This window comes from Paucibacter soli, assembly GCF_037482845.1.
GTDB lineage: Bacteria > Pseudomonadota > Gammaproteobacteria > Burkholderiales > Burkholderiaceae_C > Paucibacter_B > Paucibacter_B soli.
On the sequence record NZ_JBBHJW010000009.1, the window covers coordinates 258,595 to 281,391 of the forward strand.

Consider the following 22,797-nt stretch of genomic DNA (forward strand, 5'->3'; position numbering starts at 1 on the left):
CAACATGGCTCGACAACTATCCATCGCCAACAGGCTCCTCTCTTGGAGGGAGCGCTTCAGTATCGAGGACGAGAACGGCAAAGTCCTTTACGAAACCAGCTGGCGCTTGCGCTCGTGGCGGACGTTCTGGCACGTCAACAAAGAGGGTCGAGAGGTTGCGAGGTTCCGCCGCAAGCTGCTGGCCTGGCGGCCGACGTGGATGGTCCATATCGGCGAGCACCAATTCCTGATGCGCCGAGACTTTGCATGGTTCAGTCGCTCGACGCACGTCATCGGAGGCCCATTCCATGGTGCCAAGCTGTCCGGCAACATTCTGGACTCGAGCTTTAAGCTCGAGCGAGGCGCCCAGATCATTGCGCAAGCCGACGCCAAGCTGCTGACCCTACGCAACCGCCACACAGTCGACTTGAAGCTGGACAGCACCGACAACGAGCTACTTTGCGCGGTCATGATGTCGCACTTGATGGTGCAGAAGGCTCAGGAAAAGCGGGAAGCACAGTCCTCGAGCTCCATTGGTATCGACTGAGCTAACTCGAGACCATCCAAGCCCGCCCTTCGGCGGGTTTTCTCCGCCCAGCGCCTGGTCTCGCTTGAATATGGACAGCGTATGTGATATTCTCTACGCATCTAGTGGCATTTTCAAATACGTCCGTTTAAGCGGGCTACATCCATGCCTACTCCCGTTTCTCTGATTCAGCGCCAAGGCAGCACCCTGGCGGCCATTCGGCTTCGTCAGCGCGGCATCAGCGATCTGCTCGCTCGCATCTACGCGGCACGCGGCGTGACCGATGCCAAGGATGTTCGCGGCGAGTACGTTGATCTCTTGCCTTCTAGCTCCATGAAAAACGTCGCCGAGATGGCTAGTGTCCTGGCCGACTGCGTCGTGACCCAGAAGCGCGTGCTGATCGTATCCGACTATGACTGCGATGGCGCCACCGCCTGCGCGGTCTTGGTGATGGCCTTTGGCGCCTCCGGCATTAACTTCGGCTACCTCGTGCCTGACCGCATGAAACATGGCTACGGCTTGACGCCGGCCATCGTTGATGAAGCTGCGGCTATGGAACCCAAACCGGATGTCATCATTACAGTCGATAACGGGATCTCGTCTACGGCTGGCGTGGACCGTGCGAATGAACTGGGGATTGAGGTGCTGGTTACGGATCACCATTTGGCGCCGGACGTTCTGCCCAATGCCAAGCTGATCGTCAACCCGAATCAACCTGGCTGCGACTTCCCGTCTAAAAACATCGCTGGATGCGGCGTTGCTTGGTACGTCGCGCGCGCTTTCGTCGAGGAGTTGCGATTGCGCGAAATGGACCCCGGCTTCGATCCAGCTGAGTTGCTGAGCTATGTGGCACTGGGTACGGTTGCTGACGTCGTGAAGCTCGACCGGAACAACCGAATCCTCGTTTCCGAAGGGCTGAGGAGGATCCGTTCAGAACAATGCGCCCCCGGGGTCATCGCGCTCGCTGGTGTTGCAGGCAAGTCCATCGGCAGCTTGACCTGCTCTGATATCGGCTTCGGCATTGGCCCGCGAATCAACGCGGCCGGCCGCCTGGCTCACATGGGCGCCGGCATCGAGTGCCTGACGACGCTGGAGCCCGAGGTGGCGGCCAACCTGGCTCGTCAGCTCAATGCGACAAATGAGGAGCGCAAGGAAATCCAGCGTGAAATGGTCGACCAGGCATTGATCCAGGCTCTGCGTTTGGTCATGCGCGATTCTCAGTCCGGCGTCGATGAGTTTGGCCGACGTTCGCTGGTGGTCTTCCACCCTGACTGGCACGAAGGAGTCGTTGGGGTGGTCGCTGGTCGCCTCAAGGAGGATCGTCACCGCCCCACGGTTGTGATGACCAACGCCCACGATGGGACCATCAAGGGTTCAGGTCGCTCTATTCCAGGTTTCCACCTGAAGCACGCGCTGGACGAGATCAATGCGAAGCACCCGGGCGTCTTGCTGAAGTTCGGTGGCCACGCCATGGCGGCCGGCATGACCATTGCCGGAGACAAGCTCGAGGAGTTCCGTGAGGCACTTGAAGCCGTTTGCCAGGCCGGCCTGACGCCGCAGATGATGACCAAGACTCTGCAGCACGACGGCGAGCTGCCAGCCAGCTGCTTCAACATCAAAGACATCTTCGCCCTGTCCCAGGAGGTCTGGGGCCAAGGGTTCGAGGAGCCGGTCTTCTTGAATCGCTTCGACATCACCGACTCCAAGATCATTGGCCAGGATCGCTCGCACCTCAAGATGAGCGCCAAGATCGGCGACACCGAGGCTGATGTCATGGCGTTCGGGCAGGCCGACCTGGCGGAATGCATTGCGCCGAGCATGACGGTCGCCTTCAAGCCTCAGCTGAACACCTTCCGCGGGCAGACCAAGCTGACGATGCTGGTCGAGCTCATGCCGGAAGACATGAATCCCACGCTGTCACCCGCTTTGCGTGAGCGGGAGTCCCTGGTATCGGAAGCCGCGGAGGCCTCCGAGGGCACTTCGCTGGACCCGGGCCAAGGTCGCCCGAGCCCGGTCCAGGCCCAACCGGTTGCGATCACGGAAGCGATCCCTGCGGCCAACGAGTCTGCTGTCGACGCTGCCGCCACGGTTCCGGCCGAGCTGGTTGCGAGCGGCGTGCCGGCTCGGCGCCAGCGTCGCCTGGCTCTGCGCTGAGGTTGGCATGGAAAACGCATTGCGACTCTGGCATGGCGCCCAATCCTGGGAGCCGCCTCCGACCATCCGACCTCCCAAGAAGGGCCAGGCCGAGCACGGCGCCGGCATCTATTGCTGCGCCCACTACCTGACTGCCCGCAAATACGCCGCCGGCGGCGGCTTGGCCATGGACATCTTCCTAAAGCCCAACCTGCGCTTCTTGGAGGACATCAAGGTCCAGGTGAGCGACCTCATCGAGGCCGCTCGAAGCATTCCGCGCTTGCGCGCCAGGGACCAGATCATCAGTGACTTGGAGCGCTGCGGAGCCAGAGCCTCCGTCCCGGGTGTGGTTGGTCTGAATGTCCTGGTCAACCTGGCCGTCAACTACGACGCCATGATCGGTCAGCCGGCGGTCGAAATCACGAAATTCATCGTCAGCCGTGGTGCTGACGCGAGCCTCTACGAGCGCACCAGCGGCGACGACTGGTTGGTCATCTTCAATCCGGAAGTGATTCTTGCGGCGCGCAAGCGTCCGAGCGCCACCATCGATCTGGCTGAGTACGACCGGCCACGCGTCCGGGACCAGCTGGAGCGGCTTCGAGTTGCGACTGAGACTCCGGGGCGCACCGCCCAGGAGAGCGCTTCAGTTGCACGCGGGGCTCGACCGTAGCCTTCTCTGCAGACTTGTTGATAGCTCTGGGCTCCTCGGTCGGGTGAGCTCGGCTCTCACATCTTGCGAACCAACTGTGTAGGCGATATACTCTACACTGCATTACCGCGCCTCCAGCGCATCATTTTTCCCCTTGAGTCGGCTCGCATTTCGCGAGCAGCCCTTCACATGCCTGGAGATCGCATGAATCCCGCCAATTCCCCCGCACCCATCGTCAAGGTCACCCTGCTGCACACGCTCGGTGCGGTCAGTGGCTACAAGCCAGGCGAAGCACTGGACCCGGACCGCGGTGGAATCAAGGAAGCCATCATCACCTGCGCTGCCACCTATGGTGACGGCCCCCGCGGTGACCTGCTCCGCTCTGACCTCCCGGGCTCTGCCTGGTCGAGGATTGAGGCCGAAGGCGCCTTCCCCGAACTACAGGCCATCCTGACGAAGGGGGCAATTGATCTCTTGGACGGGCACATCCCTCAAGTCGTTGTCACCTTAGACGGCAAAGCCATCTCCGGTGCCGAACTGATTACCTCGGACGCCGATGTTGTTCTGGCCCTGCAGGACCCAACCAAGCGTGCGCTACCGGTGCCTCGATTGCTTCCGTTCCAGCTGGGTGGCTCTGCTGATGGCGCTATTGGTGTCCTGTACAGCCCCAACGCCGGCGGCGGCATCAAGCTGCACTCGATGCACTCGACGCTTCGCGAAGCCCATGTCGCCGAGGAGATCTTGAAGCAGGCGGGGGAGCAAAAGACCGGTCAGCTGAACATCGTCACACCTGTGACCAAACTGATCGCGGCCGCCATGTCCGGCAACTACAAGCCGTTGGACCCGTCCGTGATCGCTGCGGTGGTTCAGCGCGCCGGCGCGTCGGAAGCTGCTCGCCAGCACCCGGGCCTGATGCCCTCCCCGCTGTCCATGGTCCCTCCATCGCCTTTCGCTCAGAACTGATCGGCCCAGCCATGCAACTCGAATTCTACGCCGCCCTCAAGCCCGAAGCCGTTCGCTGGCTTGCACATGGACACCGCGGCGTCTCCAGCAACACGCTGTTCGCCTTGATCTATGGCATCCAGACGGGTGTGGACGAGGGGAGCCGCATGGCTCCAGCGGACTCGGGCGATTTTCGCCGCTGCCGCCTCATGGCTGATGACATCCCAGGCGCGCGTCAGCGCATCCTGGGCATCACCGATATCCGCGCCATCGGCTACCAACGGGATCGAATTCTTACCGTCGTCAAGCACTGGGACGCCCTATGCGCACTGATGGACAGCGAGTCCCCTGACTGGCGTTCCCCTAAGGCAAGTTCGCCATCTCCCAAGCTGAATGCAGTCCTTCGCCACCTGGCCAGCGGTGCGATGGACCGTGTTGCGGGACTGCCTGAGAGTCAGCAGGCCACCATCTCCGGCAGTGATGAGGTCGACATCCGAAGGGGGCTGTTCCTGGAACGAGAGCTTTCTCTGAATGGCGTCGATGCTCAACGGGTCAAGCGGACCCTCGAGCACTTCCAGGCAATCCCGGTTGAGAGTCCGGACCTGGACGGGAAGACCTGTCTTCACCTCCTCAGGGGCTGCCTGGCCGGCGTCATGAAGATCGGTCAGATCGGCAGCGATGCAGCAACCCAAGATCGAGCCAAGAAGCTGATAGCTGGCTACGCGGGCCTGGACAAGTATCCGGTTCCTCGAAATGAGAAGGCGACCAAAAGCATTCGCTACCACCTGAATAGCGTTCTCACCTTCCTTTGGAGGGAGTCTCACTTTGACCTGGACACGGCCGAGGCAAAGGAGGCCAGGCTTCAGTTCGAGTCGATGACCCGCCTGCTCGACGTCGCGTCCAAGGCCCACCTGGCTGCCAGCTCGCCCAACACGACTGGCGAAGTCCAACACAAGGTTGGTCAGAAGCGTCGCGTCGCCACCGCTTAAAGAGGATCAAATGACCAAGCCAAGCTTCGCAAGGCGTTTCTCGCTCGAGCAGTTCACTGAGCTGAATGCCGCTTGCCGTGCCGCACTGACAGACGCCGGCGGCGGCGTTCACTCAGGCCCGGAGCATGAAGAGCGACGCGCTCGGTGGAATGCTGCAGAAGTCGCGGCGCGCGAAGCATTCGGCCTCTTCCTTGGTGACCTGAAGGCGTTCGGCCTGGCCAAGATCCCCTTCATTGAAGGTCGCTGCTTCCGGATGGGCGACACCTGGAACCGATTTGTTGCCGGTTCTGAGGCGGACACCAAAGATGAGTTTGCGCAACTCGTTGAGTCGCTGAGCTCGTCGCTGGTGACCATGCATCACCTGGTTCTCCTGCCTCACGTGGATGTGGCGGAGGCTTACCGTCAACTGGTGGGTGACATCGACAAAGGCGACTTCCAGTGGCATCGAGTTGGTGGCCACGGAAGCTGCGACGCAACAGGCAACACGCTTGTGCTGTCCTTTGACGGCTGGCAGCCAACTGCCGGCGTCTTCGATCCAAAAAACCGCGAGAGCCGATACACGGCATTGACCTCTGACAGGCCTGTGCCCGGCGTCGAGCACCACGTGATCCAGGCCCCCAGCGGTGAGCTGCTTGTCTTCGACTTGATCGACTTGGAGGCCTTCAAAGATGCCGTCAAGGATCCTGACCACAACTCACTGGAGACAAGTGCAGGGCTCTTGAAAGCTGCATCCTGGTATGCGCAACAGCATGGCTTCATGTCGACATTCGTTGGCAGTCGGTCGCCTGAGATCATTCAGAAGGGTGACGGCCTGGTGATCGCCAACGTCGATGAGCGTCACCTTGTCGACGGTGAAATCAAGGGCCATGTCGAGACCGTGCGATGGTGGGCGACTGCCATCGACAAGGAAATCCTGATCGACATCGTCGCCAAGTCGATGACGCGAACCCAGGCTGAGGCTCAAGTCGAGGCCTACATCGAAGAGTACGCCCCCACAGCTCTTCGCGTGCGCCCTGGTCAGCTCCACGTTTATCACACGGCAAATCACGAGCTCATGGCCAGCATGCACACGCCAGGCCTCAGCACCGCTGGCCTCGACGAAATCCTGGTCGTCATCTCCGAGCGCGAGCTCACCTGGGCTCCCAGGGAACTCCGCTCCGCAAATCCTGAATCGCCGCACTCCAAGTTTCGTCCGTCCTGAAAGTCCACTATGTCGAACCAGCAACACTTTGCGACTGAGGCTGCACGAAAGCTCTCGGGCTTCACGTACACAAACCTCTCTTCGTCCGGCGCCGGCGTTGATGCGTGCGAACTCTGGCGCTGCCAAAAGCCCGGGACGACCAACGACGCCTTCGATATCTGCGTGACCCACCGCGGTCTTGCTGTCTTCGGCGACATCGATGGTCTCCTCTTCCAGGCCGGCTTCACAATGAAGCACCTGGCGGGCGACGACGTGGCCTACATGCACGGCAAGCTCGAGGCGCAGTGCAAGGAGAAGGAATTCGACCCGAATGCCTTCCAAGGACTCGTTCTGAGCTTCTCGGAGACGGCCATCGAGGACGCCGGGCTGATTCCTCCGCGGCATCCTGAAGAGCAGTCGTTCGCCGCCCTGCACGCCGGCGAAAAGCGCGGCAGACGAATCAGCAGCAGCGAACTCTTCGCTTGGTGGCGTCAGCACGGACTCAAAACCGTCGACACATCCGAGGCAAAGCTCTCCCAGATGAAGGTCTTGGACGGCGTCCGTGAACTGCTCGACCAGGCATCGAGCGTGAGCAGCGTCGAGGAAGCTTGCGGGTTTCTTGATGTCTGCGCCAGCGAGCCGGACTCCTTGGTTCCGAAGGACTGGTCCTCAGACGTCAACTTCCACCGACCCTGCCGCCATCTGGTCGCGCGCCTGCACATGGTCAATCAGGCCGCCAAGGCCATCCAGGCCCTCCTGAATGAAGATCGGGCGGATATCTCTGCAAGCGCTGCCTCAACCGCTCGGGGTGCCCGTCCATGAGCTGGGCATCCATGACGCGCTTCGCTTCTCGCATGGTGAACGGCATTCGCCTGATTGGCCATCGCCGGCACAAGCGCAACGTCAAGACATCCAGAGTCGTCTTGGCAAAGCTCGCCAGCTTTGAGCACGAGGGCGCAGTCATCAACTACCTGCGCAAGGTCGATCCCTACGTGGTGGAGGAAGTCGTCCTCAGCCTGCTCGAGGAGCGCGGGATCTTCGTGCTCCGCAACACCTCCTACTCCGGCGACGGCGGTCTTGACGGTCGCTTCTGGTGGCCTGGCCAAGGCTGGCACGCCATCCAGTGCAAGCGTTACTCGAGTGCGATCAACCCGGCTCATGCGCGCGAGTTCCAGTCCATCGTGTCGCGCCGCTTCAAGGGCGGTGTCTTCGTGCATACCGGCCGCACCGGCGATCAATCCCAGGAAGCCCTGGCGCCGGCGGGCCTGTTCCTGCTGTCAGGCTCCCTGCTCACCCGCTGCATCAAGGGCGCATCCCCCTTGGCGCTGATGGCAAGCCGAAAACAGGCTCGAGCTTCCTCTCGAAGGGAAGTCCAGCAACACGTCCAAGCGACCCAATGAGCAAGATCATCCCCACCCCAGAGCTGGTCGCTATCGTCCAGAGTCGCGCCAAACTGCTTGTCGTCAAAGCATTTGCCGGCACCGGCAAGACGACCGCGCTGACCATCTACTCGAGCCTGCGCAAGAAGGCACGAATTCTCTACCTGGCCTACAACAAGCCGATCCAAGAGGCGGCGCAGAAGCGCTTCCCCGGCAATGTGGTGTGCAAGACCACCCACGGCTTGGCCTTTGCCCAGTATGGCCGCCCCTACGCGGACGCCAAGAAGCTGGGGAATGTGCGGGCTGGCGATGTGATGATGGCTTTCAAGTGGGATCCGTCAACCGCCAAGGCAGTCCTGGATGTGGTGAACAACTTCATCTACTCGGCCGATGACGAAATCTCTAGCAAGCACATTGGCCACGGCTTCGGCGGGAACCAGGACCTGATCCTGGATCGCGGTCGCGAGCTGTGGGAGTGCATGCAGTCGTTCCCGAGCGAGCCGACCTTCAACGAGCGCATCAAGATGACCCATGACGGGTACCTCAAAATGTACGCGCTCTCGAATCCGGATCTGTCCGAGGACTACGACATCATCCTGCTCGACGAGGCCCAGGACTCCAACCCAGTGACGTCAGGTCTCGTCTTGGGTCAGAAATGCACACGCGTCCTGGTTGGCGACACCCATCAGTCGATCTATCGCTACCGCGGATCAACCGACGCGCTCGAGGCAGCGGCGGCAATGGAAGGCGCCGAGGTGAAGTACCTCACGACGTCCTACCGCTTCGGCCCCGACATCGCGACTCTGGCCACAGCTCTGCTGGCCGGCTACCGTGACGAGCAGCTGCCCCTGCAGGGCGCCGGCGCCGTCAAGCGGATCTCGCCGGTGGTCGACCGCAACAAGCCCCACACGGTCATCTGCCGCACCAACGCCAAGGTCTTCTCCATCGCAGCGGGACTCATTGGCCAGAAGAAGACCTACAGCTTCATCGGCGGCGTTGAGAACTACCCCTTCGACCGCCTGGTCGACGTGCAGAACCTGGCTGAGGGAAAGCTCTCGGCCGTCAAGGACGCGTTCATCAAGCAGCTGGGCTCGCTGGCGGCACTCCAGGACTACGCCAAGAAGACCAACGACCTCGAGTACGGTGCGCTCCTCGGCATCCAGAAGGAATACGGCCCCCGCATTCCATCGCTGGTGGCCCAGATCAAGCTCGAAGCGCTCGCCTTTGAGAAGAACGGCCGCGGCAAGGCCATGGTCGAGCTCACCACCGGCCACCGGAGCAAGGGTCTGGAGTTCGAGCAGGTCATCATGGCCGACGACTTCGAAGACTTCGTCACCGAGGCCGGCCACCCCAAGCTGCTCGACAGCGACGAGCTCATCGAGGAGATGAACCTCCTCTATGTCGCCGCCACCCGCGCGACACATGCCCTCGAGGTGAACAGCTCCGTTGCTCGGGGTCTGTCCGCCCTGGGACAAACCGATTTCATGTTCCCTGACGACACAGCCCCCAGTACCTGGGTCGACTCTCTGCTGGACAGCCCCATCGTGAAGCGCCAGGAGGTCCTGGACTTCGCCGGCAAGGATGCTGGGGATCCGAATGCGGGCAGCGAGGAGCGGGACATCGTCGACGAACTCCTGGCCGAGCAGATCGGCAACAGCTCCTCAGTCGGGGCTTTCGCTGCCAGAGAAGCCTTCCCCCGTTCATTGCGTCCATGACGCGTAGCAAGCTCTCTATCGCGGCCCCGATGTCAATCCGCCCCCTCGAGCTGGCGGATGCCGAGGCGCTGCTCCGCCTGGTGGCCAGGAACGAGAAGCGCTTTGCCGCCGGCGGCCTGGCCATGCTTCCGAGCTCCACCGAGAGCTTCAAGTCATGGATTCAGCAGACCTCCGGCATGCGGCCGCAGTCACTGAAAGTGGTCTATGGACTCTGGGTCCAATCTGATGCCGGATTCAAGCTTGCTGGATTCGTTGGAATCGAGACGCTGAACTCGTTCTCTGGTTCGGGAGTCTGGTACGGCATCGACATTGACCACCAGGGGCGCGGGCTGGCCAAGACCGGCGCCCTGCTGGCCATGGTCGACTTTGAGGCCCGCGCGGCCGCGGCCGGGTTCGCTCGAATAGTTCGTTGGGTGCTCCACGTGCACAAGAGCAATGAGCGCAGCGCCAGGCTGGGCGCCCAACTGGGATTCCAGCGTGACGAGATCCTCGACTACACGCGTCGGCTCTCACTTCGGGGTGGACAAAAGTTCCAGGGGTACCTGTCTACCAGGACTGCCAAGTCCATGGCCGAGGAAGCGCAAGCGCGCGTGCTCCAGATGACCATGCAGGCGACCGCGCGGACGACGCTTGCCAGCAACGACGACCAGGTCAAGCCTCGTCGCCGCCTAAGCGCCTGATTCAGGCCGAGAGTCCGATCAAATCCACGCAGTGCAGATTGGTGGCGATCACCGCTGCAGCCGCATCCACTTCGCCCTGCGGGCCTGGACGGTAGTTCTGCGAGGCTTGCGACACCGGCAAAATGACCACGGGCTCATGGCCAAACTGGTCTGCGGTAATGTCGACCACGAAGTGCCCGTGGCCCTCGATCTCGGCCTCGACCCAGTAGTGCCCATTCCACTGCCCTCGGCTGTCCCGCGCGCCGAGTTGAACGGCCCCATCACCTCCACGGACTCGGGCCCGGGCGATGCCAAAGCGATTCAAGGTCGACGCCACCAGGATGCTGGCGTAGAGACAGGCTCCCTGAGCAGCTGATCGACCGGGCTCTGGCGCCAGAAGGCCGGGCTCAATGGCGCGACGGCTGAGCTCGGCGGCCTTTAGAAGGCTTGCAACGGGGTCGGTGGAGTCAATCACGGGCGTAGACGACGGGGCTCTTTCGGCTCCTCGAGAGGTTTCCCTTCTCGATCCACCAGGCGACCGTCCAGGTAGACATTGACCTGGCAACCGTTCATGCCGGTGTGAGTCCCACCAGTTCGCTCGAGCGCTTGGGCGCGGTCCTTGTAGGAGACCTCCCACTGCGACTCAGCTGACGGATAGCCGCGATCCTCGTCGTCATTCGTCCACGCGCGGCCGAGGATCTTGCCGGCTTCGATGGTTTGAAGGTGGTAGTCGTGACGGGCTTGAACCATGTTCGCGCGCGCGGCCAGGGCCGCCTGATAGACATCCTTGAGGGCCCGGGCATCCAGCAGGGCATGGTGTCGGAGCAGCTTCATCGAGCGCTCGTGTTTGTCAAAGGCCTCGGCCCATCGATCACTGTTTTCGTCACCAGTGACTATTTTAGCGATGTCCAGGACACTGAGTCGTGAGCGGAGCTCATCGAAGAGGGCGGACTTCTGGAGCGCATCGACGACCAGGTAGAGGTCGGTCGGGTAGTCCGCGCACAGGACCAGTTCGCCATCCAGCGAGATCAGGAACTGCGCGAGAGCCTCGCCGGCTTGAGCGTAGTCGGTCACGACCGTGGCCGGATGCTGGCCGAACTGAGGGAGAACAATGTCCTGCACGAAAGGCGAGGCCTTCGCGTGCACCTTGGGCGCGCTCACCTCCAGGTAGAACTCCGCTCCATTCTCAGCAACCAGTCCGGCGCTGAGCATGAGCGGGTTCTTGAAGTCGGTGAACTCGGTGTCGACGAAGACCTTCACTCGCAACTCCAGAGGCGAGCGGTTTCCTTGGCGCTGACTCGCGCCGCCTCAGCCAGGCTCTTGATCTGCGGATCCGCGGACATGGCCGCTACCTTGCCATAAGTTTCTGAGACACGCACCAGGCGCGCGCTGGCATCCTTCATGGCCATGTCAAGATGCTGCAGCGCGACCTCGCGCCCGGAAGCGCTGAGTTGGTTGCGCAACAAGGTCAGCTGCCGCAGACCTTCGGCCGTGGCCGCAACCTCCTGAGCCACGGCCCCGGCCATCATGGCGGCGCCGACGCTACCCGCGGTGGCGGAGCTTTTGTCGATGGACATCGATGACACGGCATCGTGGAAACCGTCTATGGAGGCGTTGGCCGTGCCGATCACCGACTCGAGATCCGCCGGATAGAGCGCTCTAGCGCAGGCGAACGGCTGGGCGGCGAACGAGCATGCGGCCGCCAAAGAGAGTGCAAGAACGCACAGAAGCTTGGCGCGGCGCATCACAGACCCTTCAAGACACGGGAATCTTGGCGCGCCCAAGCGGCGGCCGCCTCGGCGCGAGCGTCCTCTTGGGCCTTGATGGCCTTGGGCAGCTCGACATGGTCTGCCATTTCGACGACCAGATTTACCTTCCGACTCGCATCGGTCCAGTGGACGCTGGCGCGCGTCACCACACCTGAGAGCGATTTCGACCAGCGGCCCCAGGTGGAGCTATCTGAGGGCTCCGGGCCTGGGCCATCCGCCGGCGGCGTCGATGACCACGCCAGAGAGACGCTATGCATGCCTTCGCTCCCGCGATCCAGCAGGGCGCCATCAGTCGTCATCACGAAGGGGGCGCCAAAGCGAGCCTTCAATGAAGCGATGACCTGCTCCGGAGATGGGCGCACGCTGAACGTGGCCGTGCCTTCCCAGGTCATGGTGACCTTGGCGCGCCACAGCTCGGAGGTCGGCGTGAAGTACAGCTCAATCAGCTCCTGTCGATCCTCCTCCTCATGCAGGAGGTAGTCCACTCGGTACCGGCCGGCATTCAGGTTGCAAGAGGTCGTCGGCGAGGGAAGCTTGAAACCTTCCTTGCGGCGTGCGCCATAGGCTGGCAGCAGCTTTGCGCAAGACATACCGATCTGGAAGCCACGTAGCGTGGTCATCCCAGCGGAGCTGGGCTCTGGCGGGCTGGCGAGGGGCTGGGCGATAGCTTGGGTGCCGGCGGACAGGAGCAATGCTGCGGCCAGGGCGGCGGTGATTGAGGTTCGCATATTGGATTCGTGACCAGTGACGTAAATAGATCAACCTCGCTCGCGCTGACGTAGAGAAAGCTCTGCAGCCAAGCAATCCTGGAGGTCTCTTAGATTCCTGAGCGTGAGATGCGGAGCCAGCTGATCCAACAGGGCTTTCGTGAATGAGGCGGAGTCGGCGCTTGCGCTGTCGATACCCGCTTCAGCCAGAGCCCCCGACCTTGCCAGCCCGCAACCCAGATCCGTCGTTCGTTCCCAGGTCAGGGTGACGCGCTCAAATGGGCTATGGAAGATTGGCGGTGCAGAAGCGATTTCGCCGCCCGGCCCGAAAGGCTCGCGCGGCGGGTTTGCAGCACCGTAGGCCTGCAGATCGACTAGGTCGCGATGTATCGGCGGCACGGAGGCTGCTCAGTTGGGGCAGTTGTTCTTCTGCCAGCACTCGCTGCGCCATTCCCATGGAGGAATCGGGCGCGCCCCAGCCCAGAGGCCAATCCGCCTGGCCTGAGCCTCCTCCTGCAGACGCAGGAACGTCTTGTCGCGCAGATATCGGCCATTGGCGGCTGTATTGGCCCAGGCCCAGCCATTGCGCACGAGCTCGGCGTTCACATTGATGCCGTCCACCGTCAGGTCACAAACCTGGCGGCCGTAGCGGTCGTGGTCAGGGCAGCTCGCCGAGACCATCTTGCCCTTGACCAGAGCGGAGAGGAAGCGAGTCGCGGGTTCATTGAAGGGCTGCCCAATGCGACCGGTTTCCTTGTTGGTGTGCGAGGACTCGGGTGCGTCGATGGAGGCCAGGCGCACCTTCACCTGCTCGTTCGACGCCGTCAGCACGATGACCGTATCTCCGTCGTCGACGTAGACAACCTTGCCGCCCTGGAAGCCGCCTTGACCGGTTGCAGTTGCGGAAGGCTTGCCACCGCCAGAGATCGCGTCATTGATGCGGCTTGAAACCTGGTGCTCGACGACCTTGGCGGCCACATTTTCCAGAATGCCGGCTCGGGCCATGAATGGAGTGGCCAGCAGCGCGCAAGAGAGGGCAGCTGCGTTGAGGCATTTGAATGCTGTGTTCGATTTCATGCGGGATCTCGATTGCGGTAGTGTATAAGATATCTCTTCCAGTCAAGCCTGTCAAGTTGCAGGTGTAGATGGTATGCTATATGCTGCGAGCATAACTTTCGGGCCTTGTATGACCTCCCTGCACGCTCCCACATTTCCAAACGGTGCGCACGACATCGAGAAGCTGCTGAGCATTCTTGGCCAGTACCAACTCGACCCCTCGATGAACAGAATCGAGCACGAGGGGTGTGGTGTATTTCGCTTTCAGGGGAACTTCCTGAAGCTGAGTCACGCCTTCCAAGTCCGATCCAATGACGCAGACCTGGTGGTTCGGCTCTATGAGGCCATCACGGCAAATCGAAGTCGCGCGGACTACCTGGCGGATGTAGCCTACCGTGAGGGCGCTGCCCTCGACTATCACGCGGGGCTGCAGGCCACAGGCAACGATGAAGCTTTTAGGTCTGCCAAGCGTGAATGGGCAGCCGTCCGGCCGCACGTAGCCGGAATGGTTGCTGGCGACCCCAATATCGATTCTGAGTTGGCTGCCCGCATGCCAGGACATCAAGTAGTTCGAGTTGTTGATCGCGGGGCTAACAATGATGCAGTCAAAATCCCCGCCTGTCCGTCGACTCCTCGTCGCTCGCGACCATGACGGTTGTGACTACTCTGGCCCCGGGCTGCAAGGCCATTCTGGCACTCGACATCGACGGAATCTTTCACCCGGAAGGGTGCCCTCCAGATGAGGAGTGGGCGCACCTATGGCGCTTCGAGGAAGCTCTTCGGGAAGTGCATGGTGTCGCCATCGTCATCAGCTCCGCTCGCCGGTGCGGCACCAGTCTGGCGGATCTCAAGTCCCATTTCTCGCCTGACATTGCGGCCCGCATTATTGGAGTGACGCCGGACCTCTACACACCTGGTGCTCAATACACCCGAGGCCTGCGCCAGTTGGAGATCGAGACCTGGATGCTGTCCAATGCGCCTGGAATTCCGTGGCTTGCACTGGATGACCGAAAAGGCCTGTTCCATGAAGATTGCAATTCTCTCCTGCTAGTGCGCCACGCAGACGAGGGAGGTATCGGTTTGCAGCATGAGCATCTCGAGGAGATGATTCGACGCCTCACGATCATGTCGACTGCCTTGCAGGCGGCGCACAATCAATCTCAACTCCCGACGCCAATGAGCACCAAGAAGAGTTACGTCATCATCATCGCTGTCTCACATGATGGCGCCGACTTCGTCCAACTGGTGAAAGACAAGGGGCCAGCCCACCTCATCGGCAAGCGCACCCATCCAGGCGGCGGCATTGAGACTTTCGATGAGTCGCCGCGTCATGCCGGGAAGCGAGAAATCTTCGAAGAGGCCGGCCTCGACATACCACTGGCATCCTTCGAGTTGGTCGGTTCTGATATCAACGACGCACGCGATTTGCACTTCGTCTTCGCTGTGGCCGACATTTCTGGAGCCAATAGTCAAGAATCCGAACTCATTTCGGTTGAGAGCATCGACGCGGCCCTGAGTGCCGCGAACGGCCCCGACGCCGGTCTGTACGTTGATGACTTCCTGGACACCATGGCCAAGCTCATGCCGCGCATCAACACTCTTCGCGATCAAGCGAAGGAGTCCAAGGGTTTTGATTCGCAAAGCAAACATGGCGCCCGTCGCTCCAGCATGAGGATGTAAGCATGGAACTCGGTCTTCAGCTTCACAAGGTCAAAGGTGGTCGCGTGTTTGTCCGCGCAGCCCAGGCACAATCTCACTACGACAGCCCGGTCCGTCGCGACAAATCGCACTACAAGGGTGCAGTGCTGCTGATGGGGATGATCGAACTCCCCAAGTCTGCGGACGTGGAGAGGATGCACTCCGTCCGCCTGAATTCCAACCTCTGGATGGACATCCGCAACGCCGCGAAGCCGAACTGCTTCTACGGCTCGAAGGACATCGCCGAGATGAGCATGGGAAACACACTCGAGCAATTCGGCTACCACGCTCACCTCTTGCCGGACAGCTTCGACGTCTTTGTGCGGGCCTCGATGCTGCCTCATGACGATCCCGAGCTGCGATGGGCACTGATCGCCGGGGCGGTGCAGCACCGGCTTGATGCTTTGCCGACGGATGGCCTGTACGAGTTCTCGGACTCGACCGAAGGCTTCCGACTCATCAGCGACAACACCTACAACGGCGAGGCGATCTCTGGCATCTTCCGTCACCCGATCTGGGGTCCTGGTGGCGACTTCGGCGTGGCCACGTGCCTGGAGCCCAAAAACTATCCCGCCTGGCTAGCAGAGGAGCGCTCGCGCAACAAGAGGCGTGAGCCCATCTTCGCTGAGTTCGCCAAGGAGATGGCTGAACGCTGCCCTGAGCAGCTCTTCTACAACTCACAGTACGCCGCAATGAGGGCGAGAATCTCCGATGAGGTGATTCGATCCGTTCTGGATCGCGAAGAGTTCGAGATGCAGCGCCCCGTTGGATATCGGACAGGCGCTCGCCCCTGAATCACTGGGCGGAGCTCGTTGCCTCGATGGAATTAAACGCGTTTACGCAAACTCGTCAACTCGAGCCCTTAGACGGCTGATTCGTGCTCATTCAACGAGCAAGGTAACCAAGCCCGCGTGGTTGTTCATTTTTCGTCGAGTCGGCGTTCGTTTTTTGATCGGTTATCCACTGTCTTTGTGGATAACTTCAGCTTCGAACATTGCGTCTGAGATATTCTCTTCGCAGAGAGCATCCATTCAGACAAGCTGGCGCCTTTCCTGCTCGAGGTTCTCTCGAGCTTGGTGCTCAAGGTCTCTGTATGCGATTGGCGTCAGGAACAACTGAGGCCTTGCGAGCATTGCCTCGATGAACGCCCGGCGCTTGACTTTGTAGAGTTCGGGAGGCACCCAGCTGTATTCGATGGCCACCTGCTCGCAGTAGGTCGCGAACCTGGCCGGCGGCGCGCCAAGGATGCTCAGATCGATGTCGATCATCAGGCGTTCTGTGGCGTCGACAGACTCAACGGCGCCGTGCTTGGTGATTTCGACCAAGCGCGCAACGCGCGCGATCCTGCCCGTGTCCAGGCCCAGGGCGCCGAGCACTCTCTTTGCGGCCTCGATGCTGCGGTCTTCGTTGTCCTTGGCTTGAGGGTCGTAAACGAGGTCATGGAACCAGAGCGCAAGACCAACTTCATGGTGTTCCGGCGCACCCTCACCCCAGACGCGGAGGTGCCCGTGCATTCCGCCAGGTGCTCGAGCGTGTGATACGCCCGCCCCTCGCTCCGCCAGCCCGTAAGAACTGCAGCGCAGACTCTTCCGCCCGGGTCGCCTATACCCAAGGCCTGCTGGTGCGATGCCCAATCGGCTTGCAGCTGCCCTAAGTTAACACGGCACACGAGAGACTTGTCCATCATCTGCTGGACCCGGCTGAAGGGTCGGTTTGGTTCACGGTCCTCTGGCCTTGGCGGCATTGAAATGCGGGGGCGTGGCCAGATCTTGGATTGACTAGCGTATGTATGCTGCGTATAATATATCCGTTACGCGATCACATTTCAATACTTCCAGATGTCCGACTCTACCGAACGCAACAAGGCCCTCGCGGCCGCCATGGCCCAGATCGAGAAGCAATTCGGCAAGGGCTCCATCATGCGCCTGGCCGAAGGCGAAGTCATTGAAGACATCCAGGTCGTCTCCACCGGCTCGCTGGGGCTGGACATTGCGCTTGGTGTTGGCGGCCTGCCGCGCGGCCGTGTCATCGAAATCTATGGTCCCGAGTCCTCGGGCAAGACGACTCTGACGTTGCAGGTCATCGCTGAGATGCAGAAGCTGCAAGGAACCTGCGCTTTCATCGACGCCGAACATGCGCTTGACATCCAGTACGCTCAAAAGCTGGGCGTCAATCTGCAAGAGCTGCTCATCAGTCAGCCCGACACCGGCGAGCAGGCTCTCGAGATCGTCGATGCGCTTGTGCGTTCTGGTGGCGTTGACCTCATCGTGATCGATTCGGTGGCTGCCTTGACCCCCAAGGCTGAGCTCGAAGGCGAGATGGGCGACTCCCTGCCCGGCCTGCAGGCCCGCCTCATGAGCCAGGCTCTGCGCAAGCTCACCGCCACGATCAAGAAGACCAACTGCACGGTCATCTTCATCAACCAGATCCGTATGAAGATCGGCGTGATGTTTGGCAGCCCCGAAACCACCACCGGCGGCAACGCGCTGAAGTTCTATGCCTCCGTTCGCCTGGACATCCGCCGTATTGGCTCGCTCAAGAAGGCCGAGGAAGTCATTGGCTCGGAAACCCGAGTGAAGGTCGTCAAGAACAAGGTGGCCCCACCCTTCAAGACAGCCGAGTTCAACATCCGCTACGGCCAGGGTGTTGACCGTGCCGACGAAGTCATTGACATGGGTGTGAACTTCAAGATCTTGGACAAGTCAGGCGCCTGGTATGCATACCGCGGCGAAAAGATCGGGCAAGGCAAGGACAACTCGCGCGAGTTTCTCCTGTCGAACCCTAATGTGTTTGCCGAGATCGAAGCGCAAGTTCGTGAGAAGGCGTTTGGTGCTTTGCGCGCAGCAAGTGCTCCAGCCGCCACCGGTGAAATCGCAGACTGATGGGTTTGGACGGCTCTAGTGATGTTGCAGCCTGTCTGTCGGCTGGCATGGATCGGCACCTATAGAAGCCGTTTGGGATCAACCAGCTTCGAGCTGCGTTCGAGAACATTCCGAAGCGGTAGTGTTATGGTGTTCTGCAAGGAGATCAACAACATCTTCAATGGATGCGTGGCTGGATCAGCTCGCAAATGGCATGAGTCCTGACTTGGTTCACATCGCCAAAGTTCGGAGAATCCTTCTGGACCTGGGCGCTGAGATTGGTCCAGATGTGATATCTGCTGGCACCTTCAGCATGGGCCCCATCGAGCGATGGCTGCACACGCCGGTTGATGCCTTTGGCGGACGATCACCATTTGTGGTGCTTGGAGAAGTTGGAGGCGATGATCTTGTCCGATCCGTGCTCCAACAGGCGATTCAGCAATCCAGCGTGGATAGCTCCCCCCAATAGGGCGATCTTGCTGGCTGGCGGTGATCTTGTTTCTGGCTTGTCCAGTGCTAGCTCCCTTAGGACACGTTCTCCCGAATCGTCGAATTTTCAAGCGTAGCTAGCTCTGGAAGCCATGGTCGCGACTTGTCAAGACGTCGCGTATATGGTATCCTCTACACTGCACTTTCCGCTGATGACTCTTCTCGGCGGGACGGATTCCGGCTCCGATTACGCCGACATGGAGATTCCTCGAATGCGCATTTCTGCTTATCTGACTGCCGGCTTGGCCGTCATTGCTGGCGCCGTGCTTACCGCTTGTGGCGGTGGTGGGGCTGGTGGTGGCCTTCCTGATGCTAGGCCCTCTTCCGTGACGGTCGCGGTGACACAAGTCGCCTCAACGGTGCCTATGGGGAAATCCTTCATCGCTTCGGCAACGGCCACTTCGCAGCCGACGCAGATGCAAAAGATGTCCTGGACGGTTGCCAAGGTGACCGTCGGCGCGCCTGACCTCGGCATCAGCAATGGGGACTGTGCCGCGGCTACTCGCAACAACAAGACCATCAATGGCATTACTCAAAGCAGCTGGGCCTGTGATGCTGTTGTTTCAGCCCCAGCTTCCGTGGCTGCCGACTCGACGTATCGTGTCACTTTCACGGGAGTCGACATGAGCGGCAATGCCTCGGTTGACTCGCGCGATGTTGTTGTCGTTTCAACTGGCACTGGCGCGACGCCGCTGCCTCCCTCGGTCGTTACTCCTGCGGGTCTGTCTGTCGCTGCAGGTGCTGATGTCGGCGTGAGCTGCTTTGCCAACTCCGGCTTCCTGAATCCGGGCTCGAAGTACGTCTTCGGTTGGGTCGTGAAAGACAACCCTGCCGGTCTGTCTCTGGCGCTTTCGCCGCAGAGCGATGGATCGCTGTCCTTCAAGGCTCCGCTGGTCGCTTCTGCTGCTTCGGTCACCTTGCAGTGCCGTGTGACCGATGACAACCTGTCGATGACGACGTCGGACACGGTGGTCACCATTTCCCCTGCCGCTGGAGTCGTTGCGGTTGCAAATCCGGGTTCGACCCAGACTGTTGCCACCAACAACGTGGTGATCCTCGATGGTTCGGCCAGCACAGCCCCGGGCAACCCTGTCCTCTACTACAAATGGATCCAGGTTTCTGGTCCGTCGGTGGTCATGTCCAGTGCTGATGTGGCAAGGCCTTCCTTCATGGCCCCTCTGGTATCCGATACGACTCGCTTGGTCTTCCGGCTTGTGGTCTCGACCAAGTTCCCGATCAATCCGGAGGCGGCAGCGGCTTCAGAACAGTCAACGGTGGCGGTCTTCGTGACACCGACCCCGCCCCTGTCGCTGGTCGTGACCTCGTCGCAATCAGTCAAGAGCGCTGTACCAGTTGTTCTGAATGTCGCCGCAAGTCCGACTATCGGTGCTGCGCTGTATTACTCCTGGTCTCAGGTTTCTGGCCCTACGGTCACGCTGGCTGGCGCCAACACCGAGAAGGCGAGCTTCGTGTCGCCGGCCGTAGCTGGGTCTCCTGTCGGGCTGCGTTTCTCCGTCAGCGTTTCTCGCAAGCCCCTGGCTGCCTCGCTACCTCAAGAGATCGTGTCCTCGGATGTGGTGGTTCAAGTCAACCCTTGATGCCCTGCCGATGTAGAAGTTCCTTGGGCCGCTCTATGCGGCCCATTTCAATGGAGCTGAGCGCTCAGGAGGCTCCAGCACCATGAACCAATTGTCACGGAGCAAATCGATGGCCACCTCCACCCCAAAATACGACGAATCAGCCATCCGGGTCCTGAAGGGCCTGGAGCCGGTCAAGCAGATGCCGGGCATGTACACCCGCACCGACTGCCCGCTTCACATCATCCAGGAGGTCCTGGACAACGCCACCGACGAGGCCATTGGTGGCTACGCCAAGAACATCCGCGTGGAGCTGCTGGCCGATGGCTGCGTCCAAGTCGCAGACGATGGCCGCGGCATCCCGGTCGGCCTGCACCCTGAAGAAGGTGTGCCAGTGGTCGAGCTTGTCTTCACGCGTCTTCACGCCGGCGGCAAGTTCGACAAGGCCAATGGCGGGGCCTACAAGTTTTCTGGCGGCCTGCACGGCGTCGGCGTCAGCGTGACCAATGCCCTCTCCGACATGCTGCGCGTCGAGGTGACGCGCGATGGCCGGGCCTGGATGATCGAGTTCTCCAATGGCGATGTCTCGGTGCCACTCAAAAAGCTGGAAAAGGCCGAGGGTACGGGCACGAAGGTCACGGTCAGGCCGAACCCCAAATACTTCGACTCCCCTGCACTTCCTGTGGCCGAGTTGTGCGAGTTGCTGCACTCGAAGGCCGTCTTGCTGCCCGGCCTGACCGTCACCCTGGTCGACGCCAGCCGCCCGGGCGAAGACCCCGTCGAAACCGTCTTCCGGTATGAGAACGGCATGGCCGAGTACCTGGACGAGATGACTCACCAGGAGTCCCTGGTTCCCAAGATCACTGGCGCCGTCTTCGCTGGCCCAAATGACGAGTCCTTCTCAGATGGTGAAGGCGCAGCTTGGGTTCTCTCTTGGTACGAGAACGGAGATGGCGCTGGCCGTTCGTTCGTCAACCTGATCCCAACACCCCAGCACGGCACCCACCTGTCTGGCCTGCGCGCTGGCGTGTTCAACGCCATCCGCAACTACATCGATCACCAGGCGATGCTGCCCAAGGGCGTCAAGCTGACCGCTGACGACGCCTTCAAGTCTGCCCGATTCGTGCTGTCTGCGCGCATCCTCGAGCCTCGCTTCGACAACCAGACCAAGGATCGCCTGAACAGCCGCGATGCCGTGAAACTGGTTGAGCGCATGTCGCAACCGGTGGTCGAGGCCTGGCTGAATCACAACCCAGTTTTCGCCAAAGCCGTTGCCGAGATCGTCATTCGCCACGCCCAGGCTCGCCAGCGAGCCGCAAAGGTCCCGGAGCGCCGCAAGGGCTCCTCGGTGGTAATGCTCCCCGGCAAGCTCGCGCCCTGCGAATCCGAGGATCCTGCAGTCACCGAACTCTTTCTGGTCGAGGGCGACTCGGCCGGCGGCTCCGCGAAGCAGGGCCGCAGCAAGGAAAACCAGGCCATCCTGCCTTTGCGCGGCAAAGGCAAGAACTCCTGGGAGCAAGACAAGGACGAAGTCCTCGCCAACAACGAGATCCACGACATCAGCATCGCCATCGGCGTGCAGCCGCATGGTCCTCATGAAGAGGTGGACCTTTCTGGCCTGCGCTACGGGAAGATTTGTATCCTGGCCGACGCCGACGTGGACGGCTTCCACATTCAGTGCCTGCTGTTGACGCTCTTCCTGCGCCACTATCCGCGCCTGGTCGAGAAGGGGCACATCTACATCGCGAAGCCACCGCTGTACCGCCTCGATGCCGACCGCTCAGGCAAGAGTCGACCGCCACAAAAAATCTACTGCATGGACGAGGGTGAGCTGTCGATGTGGCAGGACCGACTGCGGATCGAGGGTTACACCAACGTCCGCTCGAGCCGCTTCAAGGGCCTGGGAGAAATGAACCCTCCAGAGCTGTGGGAAACCACTCTCTCTCCTGAGACACGGCGACTGGTGCAGGTTCAACTCCCTGAGGATCAGCGAGAGGAAGCACATCAGCTCTTCGACAACCTCATGGCCAAAGGCCAGGTCAGTTGGCGTCGCGCCTGGATGGAACGTCGCGGCGACGAAGTGGAGGCTGGTTGATGAAGCACCTCCTCATTGCCACCCTGGCCCTCGCGTCGTCAGCTGCAATGGCGCAGTACGCCTCGCCGCGCGCCGTGCAGCCCGCGGCTCCCACGCCAGCTCAGCGACCCGCGCCACAACTCAAGCCCGCAGCGCCGGCGGTTCAGCAGCCTGGTCAGACGGGACAAGGGGAAATCTCCCCCGTGTGCTTCGAGCCAATTGATCCGCGCGACACGGCTCTCACGGCCGCGCTGCATGCCAACAGCCTGCTCTGCCCGACCTCCACCAAGACAGGCGCTCCTTTCCGCTTGATTGGCGGCGGCAATGGCGAGATCCGCGCTGAATCCAAAGGGCCAGCGACGGTCTGGCACCGTGCCCGCTGATCGAAGCGCCCACAAACAACTCAGGAATCGAA

General features: G+C 61.1%; 24 protein-coding genes. 18 read left to right on the plus strand and 6 right to left on the minus strand.

From position 1 onward, the window contains the following. The first annotated feature begins 4 nt into the window (after positions 1-4). From WG898_RS19240 to WG898_RS19285, 10 genes are all read left to right on the plus strand, one after another. Positions 5-526 (plus strand): LURP-one-related family protein, encoded by a 522-nt coding sequence (locus WG898_RS19240; protein WP_339604399.1) that lies wholly within the window; start codon positions 5-7, stop codon positions 524-526. Between the two features lie 144 nt (positions 527-670). Next, positions 671-2,659, plus strand: coding sequence for a single-stranded-DNA-specific exonuclease RecJ (gene recJ / locus WG898_RS19245; protein ID WP_339604400.1), 1,989 nt, complete (start codon positions 671-673; stop codon positions 2,657-2,659). A 7-nt stretch (positions 2,660-2,666) separates the two neighbouring features. Beyond that, complete coding sequence (locus WG898_RS19250; protein WP_339604401.1) at positions 2,667-3,308, plus strand: hypothetical protein; 642 nt, start codon at positions 2,667-2,669, stop codon at positions 3,306-3,308. Positions 3,309-3,491: 183 nt separating this feature from the next. Then, positions 3,492-4,250, plus strand: a complete 759-nt coding sequence (locus WG898_RS19255) for a hypothetical protein (protein ID WP_339604402.1) — start codon at positions 3,492-3,494, stop codon at positions 4,248-4,250. An 11-nt stretch (positions 4,251-4,261) separates the two neighbouring features. Then, the gene (locus WG898_RS19260; RefSeq protein ID WP_339604403.1) at positions 4,262-5,218 is read left to right on the plus strand and encodes a hypothetical protein; all 957 of its coding nucleotides are present in this window, start codon (positions 4,262-4,264) and stop codon (positions 5,216-5,218) included. A gap of 10 nt (positions 5,219-5,228) precedes the next feature. Then, positions 5,229-6,419, plus strand: a complete 1,191-nt coding sequence (locus WG898_RS19265; RefSeq protein ID WP_339604404.1) for a hypothetical protein — start codon at positions 5,229-5,231, stop codon at positions 6,417-6,419. A gap of 9 nt (positions 6,420-6,428) precedes the next feature. After that, the gene (locus WG898_RS19270) at positions 6,429-7,220 is read left to right on the plus strand and encodes a hypothetical protein (protein ID WP_339604405.1); all 792 of its coding nucleotides are present in this window, start codon (positions 6,429-6,431) and stop codon (positions 7,218-7,220) included. Positions 7,221-7,231: 11 nt separating this feature from the next. Beyond that, positions 7,232-7,798: a restriction endonuclease gene (locus tag WG898_RS19275; protein ID WP_339604406.1), complete on the plus strand. Its 567-nt coding sequence runs from the start codon at positions 7,232-7,234 to the stop codon at positions 7,796-7,798. Beyond that, a complete protein-coding gene (locus WG898_RS19280) occupies positions 7,795-9,492 on the plus strand; it encodes a 3'-5' exonuclease (protein WP_339604407.1) in 1,698 nt (565 codons plus the stop codon). The genes WG898_RS19275 and WG898_RS19280 overlap by 4 nt, the downstream gene beginning before the upstream one ends. After that, positions 9,489-10,172 (plus strand): GNAT family N-acetyltransferase, encoded by a 684-nt coding sequence (locus tag WG898_RS19285; protein WP_339604408.1) that lies wholly within the window; start codon positions 9,489-9,491, stop codon positions 10,170-10,172. Before WG898_RS19280 ends, WG898_RS19285 begins: the two co-directional genes overlap by 4 nt. A gap of 1 nt (position 10,173) precedes the next feature. Here WG898_RS19285 and WG898_RS19290 read toward each other — a convergent pair whose 3' ends face one another. From WG898_RS19290 to WG898_RS19310, 5 genes are all read right to left on the minus strand, one after another. Continuing rightward, the gene (locus tag WG898_RS19290; protein ID WP_339604409.1) at positions 10,174-10,626 is read right to left on the minus strand and encodes a hypothetical protein; all 453 of its coding nucleotides are present in this window, start codon (positions 10,624-10,626) and stop codon (positions 10,174-10,176) included. Further along, a complete protein-coding gene (locus WG898_RS19295; RefSeq protein WP_339604410.1) occupies positions 10,623-11,411 on the minus strand; it encodes a hypothetical protein in 789 nt (262 codons plus the stop codon). The genes WG898_RS19290 and WG898_RS19295 overlap by 4 nt, the downstream gene beginning before the upstream one ends. After that, the gene (locus WG898_RS19300) at positions 11,408-11,896 is read right to left on the minus strand and encodes a hypothetical protein (protein WP_339604411.1); all 489 of its coding nucleotides are present in this window, start codon (positions 11,894-11,896) and stop codon (positions 11,408-11,410) included. The genes WG898_RS19295 and WG898_RS19300 overlap by 4 nt, the downstream gene beginning before the upstream one ends. After that, on the minus strand, positions 11,896-12,540 hold the full coding sequence (locus WG898_RS19305) for a hypothetical protein (RefSeq protein ID WP_339604412.1): 645 nt from the start codon (positions 12,538-12,540) through the stop codon (positions 11,896-11,898). Before WG898_RS19305 ends, WG898_RS19300 begins: the two co-directional genes overlap by 1 nt. Positions 12,541-13,035: 495 nt before the next feature. After that, positions 13,036-13,704: a thermonuclease family protein gene (locus tag WG898_RS19310; RefSeq protein WP_339604413.1), complete on the minus strand. Its 669-nt coding sequence runs from the start codon at positions 13,702-13,704 to the stop codon at positions 13,036-13,038. A gap of 109 nt (positions 13,705-13,813) precedes the next feature. Between WG898_RS19310 and WG898_RS19315 the strand changes: the two genes are divergently transcribed. Genes WG898_RS19315 through WG898_RS19325 form a run of 3 tightly spaced genes read left to right on the plus strand, consistent with a single transcriptional unit; the run spans position 13,814 to position 16,175 of the window. Further along, the gene (locus WG898_RS19315; protein ID WP_339604414.1) at positions 13,814-14,335 is read left to right on the plus strand and encodes a hypothetical protein; all 522 of its coding nucleotides are present in this window, start codon (positions 13,814-13,816) and stop codon (positions 14,333-14,335) included. A gap of 5 nt (positions 14,336-14,340) precedes the next feature. Further along, positions 14,341-15,363 (plus strand): HAD domain-containing protein, encoded by a 1,023-nt coding sequence (locus tag WG898_RS19320; protein WP_339604415.1) that lies wholly within the window; start codon positions 14,341-14,343, stop codon positions 15,361-15,363. Between the two features lie 2 nt (positions 15,364-15,365). Further along, complete coding sequence (locus WG898_RS19325) at positions 15,366-16,175, plus strand: hypothetical protein (RefSeq protein WP_339604416.1); 810 nt, start codon at positions 15,366-15,368, stop codon at positions 16,173-16,175. Between the two features lie 237 nt (positions 16,176-16,412). Here the strand turns inward: WG898_RS19325 and WG898_RS19330 are convergent, their stop codons facing one another. After that, positions 16,413-16,895: an HD domain-containing protein gene (locus WG898_RS19330; RefSeq protein WP_339604417.1), complete on the minus strand. Its 483-nt coding sequence runs from the start codon at positions 16,893-16,895 to the stop codon at positions 16,413-16,415. A 324-nt stretch (positions 16,896-17,219) separates the two neighbouring features. Between WG898_RS19330 and recA the strand changes: the two genes are divergently transcribed. The 5 genes from recA (at position 17,220) to WG898_RS19355 (ending at position 22,765) form a co-directional block, all read left to right on the plus strand. Next, positions 17,220-18,263 (plus strand): recombinase RecA, encoded by a 1,044-nt coding sequence (gene recA / locus WG898_RS19335; protein WP_339604418.1) that lies wholly within the window; start codon positions 17,220-17,222, stop codon positions 18,261-18,263. A gap of 160 nt (positions 18,264-18,423) precedes the next feature. After that, positions 18,424-18,711, plus strand: a complete 288-nt coding sequence (locus WG898_RS19340; protein WP_339604419.1) for an MbcA/ParS/Xre antitoxin family protein — start codon at positions 18,424-18,426, stop codon at positions 18,709-18,711. Between the two features lie 172 nt (positions 18,712-18,883). Beyond that, positions 18,884-20,329, plus strand: coding sequence for a PKD domain-containing protein (locus WG898_RS19345; protein ID WP_339604420.1), 1,446 nt, complete (start codon positions 18,884-18,886; stop codon positions 20,327-20,329). A 109-nt stretch (positions 20,330-20,438) separates the two neighbouring features. Further along, positions 20,439-22,403 (plus strand): DNA topoisomerase IV subunit B, encoded by a 1,965-nt coding sequence (locus tag WG898_RS19350; RefSeq protein WP_339604421.1) that lies wholly within the window; start codon positions 20,439-20,441, stop codon positions 22,401-22,403. Continuing rightward, a complete protein-coding gene (locus WG898_RS19355; RefSeq protein WP_339604422.1) occupies positions 22,403-22,765 on the plus strand; it encodes a hypothetical protein in 363 nt (120 codons plus the stop codon). The genes WG898_RS19350 and WG898_RS19355 overlap by 1 nt, the downstream gene beginning before the upstream one ends. Positions 22,766-22,797 lie beyond the last annotated feature (32 nt).

Coding starts and splice junctions, on each gene's coding strand:
- WG898_RS19240 (WP_339604399.1), top strand. CDS start 5: ATGGCTCGACAACTATCCATCGCCAACAGGCTCCTCTCTTGGAGGGAG.
- recJ (WP_339604400.1), top strand. CDS start 671: ATGCCTACTCCCGTTTCTCTGATTCAGCGCCAAGGCAGCACCCTGGCG.
- WG898_RS19250 (WP_339604401.1), top strand. CDS start 2,667: ATGGAAAACGCATTGCGACTCTGGCATGGCGCCCAATCCTGGGAGCCG.
- WG898_RS19255 (WP_339604402.1), top strand. CDS start 3,492: ATGAATCCCGCCAATTCCCCCGCACCCATCGTCAAGGTCACCCTGCTG.
- WG898_RS19260 (WP_339604403.1), top strand. CDS start 4,262: ATGCAACTCGAATTCTACGCCGCCCTCAAGCCCGAAGCCGTTCGCTGG.
- WG898_RS19265 (WP_339604404.1), top strand. CDS start 5,229: ATGACCAAGCCAAGCTTCGCAAGGCGTTTCTCGCTCGAGCAGTTCACT.
- WG898_RS19270 (WP_339604405.1), top strand. CDS start 6,429: ATGTCGAACCAGCAACACTTTGCGACTGAGGCTGCACGAAAGCTCTCG.
- WG898_RS19275 (WP_339604406.1), top strand. CDS start 7,232: ATGACGCGCTTCGCTTCTCGCATGGTGAACGGCATTCGCCTGATTGGC.
- WG898_RS19280 (WP_339604407.1), top strand. CDS start 7,795: ATGAGCAAGATCATCCCCACCCCAGAGCTGGTCGCTATCGTCCAGAGT.
- WG898_RS19285 (WP_339604408.1), top strand. CDS start 9,489: ATGACGCGTAGCAAGCTCTCTATCGCGGCCCCGATGTCAATCCGCCCC.
- WG898_RS19300 (WP_339604411.1), bottom strand. CDS start 11,896: ATGCGCCGCGCCAAGCTTCTGTGCGTTCTTGCACTCTCTTTGGCGGCC.
- WG898_RS19305 (WP_339604412.1), bottom strand. CDS start 12,540: ATGACCACGCTACGTGGCTTCCAGATCGGTATGTCTTGCGCAAAGCTG.
- WG898_RS19310 (WP_339604413.1), bottom strand. CDS start 13,704: ATGAAATCGAACACAGCATTCAAATGCCTCAACGCAGCTGCCCTCTCT.
- WG898_RS19315 (WP_339604414.1), top strand. CDS start 13,814: ATGACCTCCCTGCACGCTCCCACATTTCCAAACGGTGCGCACGACATC.
- WG898_RS19325 (WP_339604416.1), top strand. CDS start 15,366: ATGGAACTCGGTCTTCAGCTTCACAAGGTCAAAGGTGGTCGCGTGTTT.
- WG898_RS19330 (WP_339604417.1), bottom strand. CDS start 16,895: ATGCACGGGCACCTCCGCGTCTGGGGTGAGGGTGCGCCGGAACACCAT.
- recA (WP_339604418.1), top strand. CDS start 17,220: ATGTCCGACTCTACCGAACGCAACAAGGCCCTCGCGGCCGCCATGGCC.
- WG898_RS19340 (WP_339604419.1), top strand. CDS start 18,424: ATGGATGCGTGGCTGGATCAGCTCGCAAATGGCATGAGTCCTGACTTG.
- WG898_RS19345 (WP_339604420.1), top strand. CDS start 18,884: ATGACTCTTCTCGGCGGGACGGATTCCGGCTCCGATTACGCCGACATG.
- WG898_RS19350 (WP_339604421.1), top strand. CDS start 20,439: ATGGCCACCTCCACCCCAAAATACGACGAATCAGCCATCCGGGTCCTG.
- WG898_RS19355 (WP_339604422.1), top strand. CDS start 22,403: ATGAAGCACCTCCTCATTGCCACCCTGGCCCTCGCGTCGTCAGCTGCA.